Raw genomic sequence first — 15,070 nt, forward strand, 5'->3', positions numbered from 1 at the left:
GCCGGACCGGGGGCGACGGCGTGATCGAGCTGTGGGACTTCGGCGAACCGTGGAACGAGATCCGCGACGCGCTGATCTGGCTCGGATCGGGTGGTAGCGGCTGGCCCCAGGCCAACGAGGACCAGATCCGCGAGCTCGCCGCCGCCTGGCGTTCGGTGGGCGAACGCCTGCAGTCCGGGCTGACCGAGGCCAACAGCGCCGCCGCCGACCTGGTCGCGGCGTGGGGCGGCGACGGCGGCGCCACCTTCGCCCAGTCCTGGCAGAGCCTCGGGCACGACGTCCCGCAGATGCTGGTCGACATCATCCTGAACGGCGCCGACGGCCAGCCCTCGCTGGTCGGATCGCTGGAACAGAGCGCCCTCGACATCGAGTACGACAAGATCTCCACGCTGGTCGAGGTCGCCGTCGTCATCATCGAGATCTTCGTCATCCTCATCACCGCGTGGCTGGCCTTCTGGGCCGCGTGGACGGCGGCCGGGATGCGGATCGCGATGGGCCGGGCCGCGATCTGGGCGTTCATGCGCGGCCTGATAGCCAACGCCGTCCGCTCCTTCGGCCAGCACGGCCTGAGCGAGGGCCTGAAGCAGCAGCTCAAGCAGTGGGCCAAGCACGCCGTCAAGTGGGAGGTCATGAAGGAGATCGGCGCCGAGACCGGTGTCGACATCACCGCTCAGCTGACCCAGTTCGCCATGGGCACGCGGACGAGCTGGGACGGCAAGAAGACCTTGGCGTCCGGAGTCGGCGGCGCGGCCGGTGCGTTGTTGAGCTTCGCCACGCCGATCGGCGAGAACATCGCGGGCAAGTTCACCAGCAAGCTCGGCAAGACCGGGATCAACCTCGGCACCCGGGCGCTGGACGAGTTCATCACCGAGGTCGGCGCGGAGACCGTCGCCAACGGTTTGGTCTACCAGAACTGGAACGTCAACCTCGGCAATCTGGGCAACCGCATCGGCTCCGGCATGGTCCGCGACAAGGTCAGCGAGAACGCCGACCTGTCCGGACACGCGCTCGACATCACCAAGTCCGTGCTCGGCCTGGAGACGCGTACGCAGGCCGCCGCGAACGCGGCCCGGCAGGCCGCCCAGAACGCCGCCCGTCAGGCCGAGACCTCCGCGCAGCAAGCCAGTCAGCAGGCGACGCAGGCCCAGCAGGCGGCCGACGCCGCCACGCGGCAGGCCCAAGCGGCCCAGCAACGGGCGAACGAGGCCAACGCGGCCGCCCAAGCCGCCGTCGCCCGCTACGGAGCCGACTCCACCCAGGCCCGGGAGGCGGCGGCGACCGCTCAGCAGGCCACCCGGCAGGCCGAAATCGCCCAACGGGGCGCGACCCAGGCGACCGCCGCCGCACAGCAGGCCGCGACCGCCGCCACCAACGCCGAGACCGCCGCCCAGCAGGCCCGCCAGAACGCCGACCGGATTCCCGCCCCGCCGGACGGCGCCCAGCCGCCGGGTACGCAGCCCGACACCGACGACTCCGCTGCGCCGGCACCGGGAACCGACCCGGATGACACGTCGACCCCTCCCCCGGACACCGACGACTCCGCTGCCCCACCGCCCGGGACCAACCCGGACGACGCATCGGCTCCGCCACCGGGCTCGGATTCCAACGGGGCTCCACCGGCTCCCCCAGGCACCGACCCCAACGGGGCTCCGGCGGCACCGCCGGGAACCGGGCCCGATGGCGCGCCCGCTGCCCCGCCTGGTACCGGCCCGGACGGCGCTCCAGCGGCTCCTCCCGGTACCGGACCCGAAGGTACGCCCACCGGACCGGACGGCACGCCCGCCGCTCCCTCCGCACCAGTCGCGCCCACTGCGCCCACCGCCCCCACCGGGACTGGGCCAGACACCGCGCCCACCGGGACCGGGCCGGACAACGCGCCCGCCGCGCCCACCGCACCGGCCACGCCCGTCGCGCCGACCGGGGCCGGACCGGCTGCCGCACCCGTCGCGCCGACTGGGACCAAACCCGACGGCGCGCCTGCGTCTGATGTGGACGGGCAACCGGCACCGGCCGATGGCGACGCCACGCCGCGTACTGCCGGCATCCCGAGCACGGATGCAAACGGCGACCAGCCCGGCTCGGACGGCGATCAGAACGACACCACCGCACCAAGCAGGCCGACCACGCCCATGGGCGGCGCACCCGTCGGAGGCGGGCGCGGCACCCTGAACACGACCGGAACTGGACCCGACAGCAACGGCGTACCTGTGGGTCCAGGCGGGCCGGGTGACCGGCGGCGCGCCGGAAAACCCGACGAACGCGGCACGACCGACCCGGAGGACGACGCCGAGGCGAACGCCAAGCCGGAGTCCCGCCCTGACACGGACGACACCGCCGAGCCCGGGACTCGTCCCGAAACCGACGAACGCGGCACGTCTGAGCCGGACCCGTCGGCGGACAGCGATGCGGACACCGACACCGACGAGACGGCCCAGCCCGATGGGAAGGTCTCACCCCGGGTGACCATCGCGATCGCCCGGCTCGTCCTCGACGCGACCGCTCAGGCTCAGCTCGCGGCGCACCAGGCGACCCGAGCCAATGCCCTCGCGCAGGCGCTCGCCTCGCCGGACGGCCAGGTGCAGATCACCGGCCCGACCTCGCTGACGCTGGACCCGGACACCAGTTCCGACGACGAGACGCCGACCCCGGGGCTCCCACCGGTCGGGCCGAATCCGTTGCAGGGCTTGATCCCCGACGACTCGACGGCCCCGGGGAGTCAGGCGGACGTCCAGCGCCTCTTGTCGATGCTCGGCATCGGGCCGGGCGACGTGCCGCCGATGCATCCGCACCCGGCCAGCCCGTGGGTCGGTGCAGTAAACGACGGCGGTCCCACCGTGCCGGGCCGCAACGACAACTGCCTTCCCTGGGTGGCGAGCACCCACAGCACGCACTACGGCCACCCCTCGGTCGCGGCGGCGAACCGCACCGGGCAGGGCTTCTCCGCCACCGTCCTGACGGCCTGGGCGGCGGCCCCGTTCACCGCGGGCGACCGGACGCGGGGCTTCGCCGACGTCGAGGAGCGGCTGCGTCAGCAGTTGCCCGAGGACATGGACGCCGGACCGATGGCGTTCGTCGCCGCCCTCGACCCGCTCGACTCCAATGTGGCGCACATGTACGCCGTGTTCGCCCGGCGTGAGCCCGACCCGGCCAATCCCGGCGAGACCCACGTCGTCTTCTACTACGCGGACAACAACAGCACCACCGCTGAGGCAGGTCGCCCGCCCGTCAGCCCTGGTACGCAGCTCAGCTCGATCGTCTTCGACCACACCGGAGCGGCCGTCCAGCCCGAGACGGCGTTGGCCGACGACGACGCGTTGCTGGATGCGGTCGTCGCCGGCCGGCCGAACACATCCCGGGTCAACGAGCTGCTGAGCCGCCTCGACACGCTGCTGACGACGACCGGCCCGCCACCCGTTGACCTCCTCGACGACATCGAGCGACGGCTGACGGAGATGGGCCTGGAACCCGGCGGTACGCCGGTCCGCTGGGCGCGGCTCGGCCGGCTGAGCGCGGGCTCTTCGGCGGAGCAGGATGCCTTGCTCGCCTTGATGCAGGAACCGTACTGGCGGGTGGCGTACGAGCGGGCGGCGGGGATGCCGGATCACGTCGCCGAAGGCGTCACCGGCGACCCGAATCGGTCGGCCGCCCGGACCGTCGCACTGGCGCAGGCTTTCGCGACCGACCCGGCTCCGGCGTACGCGGGCCGCCCGGACACTCAGGCGATCGATCAGGTCGTCGCTCTGCTCACGCAGGCGTTCGGCTTCCAGCACCCGGCGGAGGTCACCCGCTCCGGCAACGACCTGCGGATCACGTTCGATTCGATCTACCACCGCTCACTGCGAGTCGAGTACGCCGTCCTCCCGCCCGGCCAGCGGGTGCGGCTGGACTGGACCGGGGATCAGGGCTTCCGGTTGACGGTCGCGCACGACGCCGACCTGACCACTCCGGCGGCACGGGCCGAACTCCAGGTACGCCTAGCGCGGGAGATCGCCCGGGTCCGGTTGGGCGGCTTGGACTTCCGGGCCGACGACGCGAGCGACCAGCACATGTTCGGCGACGTGCTCCAGGCGTACGCCGCGGCCGGAGTCGCCGACGTCCAGCATGTGCTGATGGCGAACCGGCCGGCGGGTCAGACCGGCCTCTCCGCCGATGTCGCAGCGGCGGTTCGGCTGACTCAGCAGGCCCGAGCCGAGACCGCCAGGGTCATGACCCTGTTGCAGGAGGCGGCTCGGGCGAATCCCCGGGCGGCGGACGCGATCGTCCGGCTCCTCGCGGCCGAGGCGAGCTGGGGTGATCAGCTCGGCTCTCGGCTCGCGCCCATGCTCGCCGATCTCACCTTGCCGACCGGCTCCGATCGGCGGGCACAGCGGGAGCGTACGCGAATCCTGCAGCTCACCGCGGCGACGGCGCAGCTGGCGGCGGCCGGTCTGGCGCAGGAGTTCCGGGGCCGGGGGCGGCAGGACAGTGCGCTGCCGGCGGCGCTGACCGAAGCGGTGAACCGGGCGCGGTTCGTCCGCACCGTGGCTCAGGCCCAATTGGCGCAGCAGAACAACGAACTACGCGGCGTCCTGCGCCCACGGGACGCGACCTTCGCCCGGAATCTCGTGACGGCCGCCGACCGGCAGCGGGCGGAGTTCACGACCGAGCTGACGACTCGGCTGGCCGACGCCACCGCCGCGCGGCCGGAGCCGCAGGGAATCGTCCTGCCGCCGCTGGCCGGCGACGCCGCCCGGCTGGACTCGTCGCTGCAGCAGACGCTGCGCACCGCCGCGCCCCGGCTCGGTTTCGCGGAGCCGAGCGCAGAGGCGGTGATGCTCGGCCGATGGGGCGGCGCGCTGCACGCCTTCGGGAGCCAGGACGCCACACCGTCCACAGCGGAGGTCGTGAACGGGGCTCGTACCGTGATCCGGCAGACCATCGCGGACCCGACCCGGGTCACCGTCCAGGACGGGGACACCGGCGACGCCCGAGTGCTGTTCCAGCGGACTTTCACCGATCCGCAGGGCAACCGGCACACCGTCGCGGTCACCGTGCATGTGCAGCGTTCGGTGAACGACCGGACCGCGTACGTGGCCGATGTGCGGGTGACACCGGACACGCGCACCGACCACGGGCGGCCGATGCACGGTCAACCACCGCATCGGGTCCGCTCCGACACCCGGCTCGTCCCCCGTCGCCAGGTACGCGACCCGGCCGATCGGGTGCGGACGCGCCGGTCCGCCGCCCGCGACGGCGCCGTCAACGAGGCGACCCGGCAGGCACTGCGGGCGTTGGGCGTCACCCTCGTCCAGCACGGCAACAGCACGACCTACGACCTGACCTGGCCCAACGGCGACGGGCCGACACGCGTACGCGTCACGACCGGGCGGGTGCGCGGGGACGCGGCCGCGGAGGTCCGGCCGCCGCGATTCGGCGATCCGGCCTGGGAGATCCGCATTCCGTCGCGGGGCGTCACGCGTACGGGGATGATGCTCGATGTCGCCGAGGCGCTGGGCCTGGCCCTCGGCCTTCACCAGGACCGCGAGGCGGGCCGGGTGACCGGGCAGCGGCCGCATGCCCTGGCGCGGGCGGCTCGGCTGGCCGCGGTCGCCCACGGACTGGCCGCCGTCGGGTCGCCACCGACCGGCACGACCTGGGCGTCCAGCGCCCGGCGATGGTCAGCCGAGGCGCACGCGCTCGTGGAAGACCTGCGGCTCCGGATGGACCAGCCCGAGTACGCCGAGCGCCGGGCCGCCCTGGATACCCTGCTCACCGAGGCGTTCGGGGCTTCGGTCGCAGCCCCCGTCTCGACCGCAGTCGACCAGAACGGCGCGGCGGTCGCCGACATCACCGACCCGGCCGCCCGCCGGGACGCGGAGGCCGCGAGGCGGGCTGCCGAGGTGCGCGGCGTCGGACGGACCGTCACCGACATCCTGCTGGGTCAGCAGCAGCCTGGGATGACGTCGCAGACCGCCGTCCTCGGTGACCTCCGCACCCGGGGTCCGGCCTTGACCGGTACGGATCTCGCCGACCACGTCGCGACGGCCCTGCCCGGCGTCGTGGCCGAGCGCGGGCTCACCCAGCTCGGCGTCCGGCGCGACGGCGACGTGACCACGACCACGGTCGTCCATGATGGACTTGCCGGTGGGCCGGTCACGGTTCGGGTCGACGTCGCGACACTGCCCACGGGCGTCGCCGCCGATACCCGGATCGACCTCACCGGACGCACCGTCACCGTCTTCCTCGCCGAGGGGCTGACCGCCGACGCCGCCACGATCCACCTCGTCGGGGAAGTGACCCGGTCGCTGGAGACGATCGGACGGATCGACGAACGGCGGACGATGCCGGCCGACCCGCGCCGGCTCCCCGGGCAGACTCGCGAGGCACGTCAGCGGATTCGCGCGCAGAGCCGCGAGAACGCGAAGATCCGCCGGCGGCCGGTCATTCCCGCCGACGTCCTCGGCGACCACCCGCTGACCCGCGGTATGCACAACGACGTGTACGGGGCCAGTCCGTCCGACGTCGCACTGGCTGCGCAGATCCAGCACTTGGCGGAGGATCTGGCGACCCGGCGGGATCCGCTCGAGCTGCGAAATCTGATGGTGTTGCTGCATCGGGCCGGTGTCCGCGACGGTCAGCGGCACGCCCGGCTCCGCCGGGCCGTCCTCGCCCAGTTGCTGCCGGACACCGTCGCCGACCAGGTGACCAACCTCCTCACCGTGACCGGGGCGCTGGCGCGGGCGATCGAGGCCGGTTTGCCGCCGACCTTGGACTCCCCGTCGGTGACCCGCTCGGTCGGCCGACGGCGGTTCACGGTGCACCTGCCGGTCGGCGTCGATTCGACGGGATCGCTCAGCACCCCACCTCACCAGCCGCTGCATCCGACCGTACGCCGCATCGCCGGACGCCACGCGAACCGCTTGGAACGGCACATCGCCGCGCGGCGATTCAAGATCAGCCGGATCGGTGCGGACGCGATCGCCAACGCGGAGACCCGGCTGCGCAGCAACGCCTTGCGAACGGCTCTCTGGGCGCCGAAGTACGCGCTGGCTCGGGGCTGGTCCCTGCTCACCGGGAAGTTCCGATATCAACGGCCCTGGCGGCTCGTCAGCCTCGGCACCAAGTCCGGGATCGCCCGCGTGCAGTTGCCCGACGGCAGCCACCGATGGGTGCCGTACGTCCAGACCTCGGGCAGCCGTGGCGTGAACCGGCTAGGCGCGATCCGGTTCTCCACCTTCACCCCGTGGGCGGACAACCGGGACCCGGAGAAGCTGCCCGAGCATGGGCCGAACATCCCGCCGCCGCGGATCCCGTTCATCTTCACCGGCAGTCACTGGCTCGACGTGATCGCGGCGATCATCCACCACCTGCCGATTCTGAAGGCCAGCGCCAAGAACGGCAGCGGCATCGGCACCCCGTTCCCGTTCGGCAACAAGGACTCCGAGACGCGGCCGACCACCATCCGCGCGGTCGCCCGCCTCGGTGACGGCGTCACCGGCGTCGTCGGGATGGTCGGCGAGACTGATCCGGCCCCGGAACTCCGGCAGACCCACAGCTCGACCGCGTACATCTTCACCGGCACGTTCATCGACGTGTCGATCGGCCCCGTCCGGCAGTTCTACGTCTGGATCGGCGGGCAAGGCTTCGCCGTCACCGGCAGTGAGGACTACCGGCAACTGCTGGAGCGGTTGAAGCCGTTCATCGAGTCGTGGCGGCGGCACATCGCCGCCGGGCACAAGCTGCGGGCCGCCAAGGCGTTCGCCCGCCTGCTGAACGAGTATCGCCGGATCTTCTCCACCGACGGTGCGGAGTTCCAGCCGTTCGTCGTCGAGATCGGCTACGGCCACCGGTACACGCCGTGGCTCACCGCGCCGAGCATCACCGGCCACGACGTGTCCGACACGCACGACAACCCCAAGACCCCGCAGGTCGAGCACGCCGACGACTTCCACGACCCGTTCACCCAGGCCAACGACCGGTCCGGCTGGCAGACCAACCCCAACATCGCCGTCTACTTCGGCAACTTCAACCCGCGGTCGGTGCTGCACGGCATGGGGCGGTTCGTCCGCAGCTGGTTCCACCGGCCCAGCCTCACCGAGACGCTCGGCCTCGACGCCGCCCGCCCGGCGCTGCCGGCCACCCGGACACCGGCCATCGCCGCCGCGCCTGACACTCGCGCCGACGTCACCACGGCGCTCACCCAGCGATACGCGGACCTGCTCGCCCGGCAGGCGACGGGCTCGCTGACCGTCGCCGAGACCACCGAGTTGCGGAGCCTCGAAACCCAGGCGTCGCAGGATCCGACCCTCGCCCCGTTGTTCGGAGCCGTGCGGCGGCAGCAGCCACCCGGCAGCGGCCCGGTCGGACCCACGGGACCAGCTGGTCCGGCGGGTCCGACGGGCGGGCAGCCGGTCAGTCCCGGCCCGCAGGGCACGCCCCCGGTCACGCCCGGCACGGCGACCACACCACCGGCCGCCAGCCCCGCCACGACCGGCGCCAATCCCAGCAGCTCCGCACCGTCCAGCACGACACCGTCCAGCACGACAGCGCCCGGCGCGACGGCGCAGACGATGGGTGCCGATCCGGCGGCGGCTCTGATCGCGAACGGACAAGCCGCACCCGGCAGCCAGGTCGACGACCAGCGCCTGCTGCAGAGCCTAGGGGTACGCCCCGGTGAAGCCGCGCCGGTGCATCCGCATCCGGCCGGCACCTGGATCAACGCGTCCAACGACGGCGGCCTCACCGTCCCGGGCCGGGCCGACAACTGCCTGCTCTGGTTGTCGAGCGTGTATCACACGTACTTTGGCCGCCCGACCGTCGCCGCGTCGAACCTCACCGGCAAAGGCTTCCTCGCCCGCCTCGTCGAGACGTGGACGAAACGGCAGTTCCAGGCGCACCCAAGCGGCGCACAGGGACTGTCCCAGGTGGAGGATCAGCTCCGGGAGGCGCTGGGCGCCGACGCCGAGGCCGGTCCGCTGGCATTCGTCCTCGCCGCCGACCCCCGGGACCGCACCGCCGCGCACGCGTACGCCGTCTTCGCCCGGCGGGAGCCGGATCCGGCGAATCCCGGGCAGACCAGAGTCGTCTTCTACTACGCCGACCACGGCAGCACGGCGGGTGATCTCAACCGGCCGCCGATCGACCCCGACGCGCAGATCTACTCGATGATCTTCGACCGGACGGGTACGCCGATCCAGCCGCCGGCCGGTGCGCCGACCAGTGGCAACCGGCTGAAGCACGCCCTGGTCGCCGGACGGCCGAACGCCCCGGGTGCCGCCGATCTCACCAGCCGCATCGACACCCTCCTGTCCGCCACCGGTACGCCGCCGACCGCCGTCCTCGACGACCTCGAACGGCGGCTGGACGAGATGGGGCTCGCACCGGGCGGCACCCAGCGACGGTGGAACCGGCTGGCCCGGATGACGACGGGGTCCACACCGGACATCGACGCGTTCGTGACGCTGATGCAGGAGCCGGAGTGGCGGGCGGCGTATGTGCGCGCGACGGAGACGCCGAACGATCTGGCGGCGGCGCTGACCGGCGACCCGGGCGACACCGCCGCCCGCCGGATCGCGCTCGCCACGATCTTCGCGACCGACCCCGCTCCCGCGTACGCCGGCCGCACCGACCAGGACGCGGCAACCCTGGTGACGCAGCTGGTCGGCGGCGACTTCCGGTTCGAGCACGCGACCACGGCGACGATCTCCGGCGACGACGTCCACATCACCTTCAACGAGCACACGACGCGCACTGTGCGGGTCGAGTACGCCGTTCTCCCGCCCGGTCAGCAGGTGCGCCTCGACTGGAACGCCGGCACCCGGACCTTCCGGTTGGCGATCGCGCACGATCTGGACGTCACCTCACCGGAGGCCCGCGTCCGAGTAGCCCGGGAAGTGGGCCGGATTCTGCTGGGCGGGCCGGATTTCCGATCCGATCACTCCGGTGCGCAGGACATGTTTCTGGATGTGCTCCAGGCGTACAGCTATGTCGGAACCGCGGACGTCGCACACGTCCTAACGGCGAACCGTCCCCTGGGCCTGACGGGCGAGGCAGGCGACGTGGCCGCGGCGGTACGCCTGGTTCAGCGAGGCCGGTCCGACGCGGACCGGGTCATGCGGGTGCTGCTGGCGGCGGTGGCCGTCGATCCGGCCGCCGCCGGCACGATCACACGGTTGACGGCGGCCGAGGCGACCAACGGCGACGTGCCCGGGCGGCAGCTCGCCCGGCTGGTCGGCGACCTCGACCTGCCGCCGGGACGCGGTCGCCGGGTGGACGAGCGGCGACGGCAGCTCGGGCAGCTCGTGGCAGCCACGCTGGCCGTCGCCCGAGCCGACCTCGACCAGGCGCTCAGCGGGCAGATCGCGGAGAACGACCTGCCCGGCATCGTCCTCGCGGCGGTCGACCACGCGCTGTTCGTCCGGTCGTACGCGCAGGTCAGGCTGGCCGCGCGAGGGGTGAGCCGGGAGTCGGTGCTGCCGTCCGCCACAGCGGTGTTCGACGCGGCCTTCCGCACCGAGGCCGAGGACCGGCGCACCGCGATCCTGGCCGACCTCACGGCGCGGGCGGGCAACCCGGACTCGATCGTCGTGCCGCAGTTGGCCGGATCCGGCGGCGACCTGGATCTGGCGCTGCAGCACGCGTTGCGTTCGGTCGCGCCGACGCTGGGCTTCGCCGAGCCGTCCCGGGAGGCCGCGGTGCTGGCCCGGTGGGGCCCGGCGCTGCACGGACTAGGCGGCCGAGGAGCCGATCCGTCCACAACGGACCAGGTGGACGCCGAGCGGGACGTCGTCCGGCGGACGGTCGCGGAGCCGGACCGCGTCTCCGTCCGGGACGCGGCGGGCGGCGACGCGCATGTGCTGTTCCAGCGCCGGTTCACCGACGGAGACGGGCGTACGCGGGTCGTGGAGGTCACCGTCCATGTGCACCGGTTCCTCGCCGACCGGGTGGCGTACGTCGCCGACGTGCAGGTCGCCGCCGACTTCCGCATCGACTTCGGGCGGCCGATGTCCGGCTCGCCGCCCCGCCGCGTCCTGGTACGCACCCTGCTGACCGATCGCCTTCACGTCGAGGACCCGCTCGACGGGCTCGATGTCCACAGCCCCTACGAGGCGCTCCAGGCCAACCGCCGGGCGCTGTTCCAAACGGCCACCGCGTTGGGCGTGACGGTCCAGCAGGAAGGCCGCTCCCCGAACTTCCTGCTCACCTGGCCGAACGGCGACGGACCCGTCCGGATCACGCTCGAGACGAGTCCGGTCGGCGGCTCCGCGATCGCCGAGGTACGCCCACCCCGGCCGGGCAGCCAGACCTGGACGATCCGGATCTCGCCGCGTCGCATGTCGCGCTCGGGACTGCCGCTCGACCTCGCCGAGGCCCTGGGCATGGCGCTGGGCCGGCATCGGCAGTTCGCCTCCGGGCTGGCCACGTCGCAGCGGCCGGCCGCGATCGCGCAGGCCGCCCGGCTGGCCGCCGTCGCCACCGGGCTGGCCACCGCGGCGCCGATGCCCTCCGCCAACGCCGCGCATTCGCGTACGTCGCGGCTGTCGGCCGAGGCGCACGCCTTGATCGAAGGTCTCGGACTACGCCAGGATCAGCCGGAGCACGTCGTCCGGCGCGCAGACCTCAACCAGCTGCTCACGGAGTTGTTCGGCCCGGCAGCCGCCGCTCACGCCGACATACTTCTGTCCGATGTGGGCGGTGCGATCGCGGATCTGACCGACCCCGCCCAACGGGCGTACGCCGAAGGCGCGCGCCGCAGCGCGAGATCCGCCGAACGGGGCCGCCTGATCACCGACATCCTGCTCGACCAGCACCGGCCGGGGCTCGTGACCGACACTCCGGTCATCGGCGACCTCCTGTCGATCGGCTCGCCGATCACCGGAGAGGCGTTGGCCCGGCGGCTGTTCACCGGGACCCGCGACATCCTGCTCGGCCGGGCGCTGACCGTGTCGGCCCATCGGCGTACCGGTCGCGACACCGTCGTCGTCGTGCGGCACGACGGGCTGACCGGCCCGGTGACGATCACCGTCCGGGCCGACCCGCTGCCCGCCGGCACGGCGACCCACCTGCGGATCAATCCCGGCGATCGGTCGGTCGTCGTCACGGTCGCGGAAGGCATGACGGCGGAGAACACGCTGCTGCACCTGACCGGGGCGCTGGCCCAGGCGCTGGAGACGGTCGCCCGCGCCGATCACGACCGCCAGACCGGCCCGGCCGACCTGCTGGGCGATCACCGGCTGACCCGGCGGCTCCGGCCCGACACCGACGGTCTCAGCCCGATCGACATGGCACTGGTGGCCCAGATCGAGCGGCAGACCGACCTGCTCGTCACCGACACCCGCCCGCCGGTGCTGGCGAATCTGATGATCCTGCTGCACCGGGCCGGCGTCCGGGACGGACAGCAGCACTCCGGGCTCCGCCGGCGGCTGCTGCTGCAGGCGGTGCCACCGGCGACCGCGAGCCGGCTGCAGAACGTGCTGAACCTGGATTCCCGGCTCGGACCCGCTCTGCAGAACATGCTTCCGGCAACGATCGGCGTACCCACGCCGACCCGCTCGGTGGGGCGGCGGGTGTTCACCGTCCTACGGCTGCCGACGCTGGGGCTGGAGTCGTCCGGGTCGCTCAGCACCCCGCCTCACCAGCCGCTGCAGCCGACCGTACGCCGCATCGCGGGGCGGCGGGCCGACCGCCTGGAACGGCGGATCGCCGCCCGGCGCTTCAAGATCAGCCGGATGGGCGCCGATCGCGTCGACGCCCTCCGCAGCCGCCGGGTCGCCGCCCTGGCCCGGACGGTGCTGTGGCCGGTCAAGTTCGTCCGCGGCCGCCCGTGGGCGCTGCTCACCGGCAAAGCGCGCTATCAGCGTCCGTGGCGGGTGTTCGCGTTCAGCAACGTCACGGCGTACGCCCGATTGCGGCTGCCCGACGGCAGCCACGCCTGGGTGGCGTACACGAAGACGACGGCGACGCGGGCGGTCAATCGGCTCGGCGCGATCCGGTTCTCGACCTTCACCCCGTGGAAGGACAACGGCGACCCGAACCACGGTCACGACAACCAGTACGGGCCGACCGGGGTGCCGCCCGGCTATCTGTTCCCGCTCACCGGCCAGCCGATCATGGACACGATCGCGCACTTCCTCAGCTACCTGCCGTTCGTCACGGTGAGCGCCAAGGACGGCAGCGGCATCGGCACCCCGCTGCCGTTCGGCAACAAGGACTCCGAGACACGGCCGACGACGGTGCGTACGCTGGCCAACCTGGGCGACGGCATCACAGGTGTCGTGGCCCGGTCGGAGCCGTCCGGGACGCTGGATCGGAAGCACTCCTTCACGACCTACGCCTTCATCGGCACCTTCCTCGACGTCAAGATCGGGCCGGTCAAGCAGTTCTACGTCTGGATCGGCGGACAGGGACTCGCGGTCAGCGGCAGCGAGGACTACGACAAGCTCATGTCGGACCTGCGCGACATCCGGGAGAACGCTGCCGCGGCGCGTACCGACGGCAAGCGCTTCGGCCGGATCCGGTCGGCGTTCCGTCTGCTGAAGGCCGTCAACCGCTATCGCAAGATCTTCCAGGGCGCCGGGATGGAGTTCCAGCCGTTCGTCCTGGAGGTCGGCTACTCGCACCGGTACGCGCCCTATATGGACGCGCCGGACCGGCTGGGCTGGGACACCGACAACGTCCACGGCGGCGACGACGGCTGGCAGGGGCCGTTCACCCAGGCCAACGACCGAGCCGGGATGCAGACCAATCCGAACGTCGCGATCTTCGTCGGCGCGTTCTCCCCGCGCAAGCTCATCCGCTTTCTGCTGAAGCCGGTCAACCCCCGGGCGTACGCGCGCGGGTTCCGGCGGGTGCGGGCCTGGGTCCAGCGGCCCGGCCTCGACGAGGTTCTCGGCCTGACCGAGGCGGCCCCGATGGTGCCGTCGACTCTGCCGGGGTCGGTGCCCGGCATGCGGCTGCCGGACGCCCTCAACCGAGTCATCCGCGACCGCTACAAGGAGTTGGTGACTGCGCGGACGACCCGGTCGCTCACTGTCGCCGAGGCGAGCGAGCTGGGCGATCTGGAACGCCTCGCGAGCGGCAATCGCCGCCTCTACCAGCTGTTCGAGCACGCTCGACGCCAGGCGCTCGGCCTCGGCCCGGTCCGCCGCCGCCCGAACCCGCCCGGCGGACCTCATCCCGGCGGGCAGGGACCGGGCAACCAGGGTCCCGGCAACCCGGGTCCCGGCAATCCGGGCGGCCCGACGGGTGGATCGCCGGCTCGTCCCGGCCCGCGGACGACCCCACCGAGCGGCTCCGGCGCGGCCGCCCGGCCACCGGCCCCGCAGCAAGCTCCAACTCAGCAGACACCGGCCCAGCCGCAGGCACCCGCCCAGCCGCAGGCACCCGCCCAGCAGCAGCCGCCCACCCGATCGGCGGCGGAGGAGGCGGCCCGCCGCCAGGCTTTGGGCATGGATCCCGCCACCGGCCGGTTCCGGCCGGCGGAGGCGGAGACGGCCCGCCGCGTCGAGGAGCTGCTCGGCATCGAACTCGAACGGTCGGCGAATCCCGACGTCGACTGGGTCGACCCGGCCACCGGCTTGACCTACGACGCCGTGGGGAACTTCGACGGCGCGTACTTCGACCGGCAATGGCCGAACCTGCAGACCAGGATCATCGACCATTTGGCCAAGGCGGACCGTGTCCCCGTCGACGTCGCCCGGTTCACTCCGGCGCAGGTTGCTACAGTGCAGAAGTTCCTCGCCGACAACAATCTCGGCCCGCGCGCATTCCTGGTAGGTATCTGATGTCCGGGACCATCGAGGTCTCCCCGCAGCTCCGCTGGTCCGCGGCGGGCTGGCTGTTCGACTGGACCGTCGGCTACCTCGCCGACCATGTCGCCGACGCCGAGGTCGCCGCCGGGTTGCGGGAGATCGTCGACGAGAACCTCGGCTGGCTCGGCCTGGACGACTACGGCCCCGAAGCCCGTGCCGAGCTGATCGCGCTGTTGCGGGACAAGGTGGTCCCGGCGGCGGAGGCCGACCTTCCGAACACTGTGGACAACAAGCCCGCTGTGCTCGATCTGCTCCGCGATCTCGCCGAGGCGACGCGCTAG

General features: G+C 72.6%; 2 protein-coding genes. Both read left to right on the plus strand.

Annotated features, from left to right (window positions below; genetic code table 11):
- The first annotated feature begins 20 nt into the window (after positions 1 to 20).
- A complete protein-coding gene (locus AB0H43_RS23480; protein WP_360002323.1) occupies positions 21 to 14,762 on the plus strand; it encodes a hypothetical protein in 14,742 nt (4,913 codons plus the stop codon).
- Positions 14,762 to 15,070 (plus strand): hypothetical protein, encoded by a 309-nt coding sequence (locus AB0H43_RS23485; RefSeq protein WP_360002325.1) that lies wholly within the window; start codon positions 14,762 to 14,764, stop codon positions 15,068 to 15,070. The genes AB0H43_RS23480 and AB0H43_RS23485 overlap by 1 nt, the downstream gene beginning before the upstream one ends.

It is taken from the genome of Hamadaea sp. NPDC050747, assembly GCF_040654195.1.
Lineage (GTDB): Bacteria > Actinomycetota > Actinomycetes > Mycobacteriales > Micromonosporaceae > Hamadaea.

Coding starts and splice junctions, on each gene's coding strand:
- AB0H43_RS23485 (WP_360002325.1), top strand. CDS start 14,762: ATGTCCGGGACCATCGAGGTCTCCCCGCAGCTCCGCTGGTCCGCGGCG.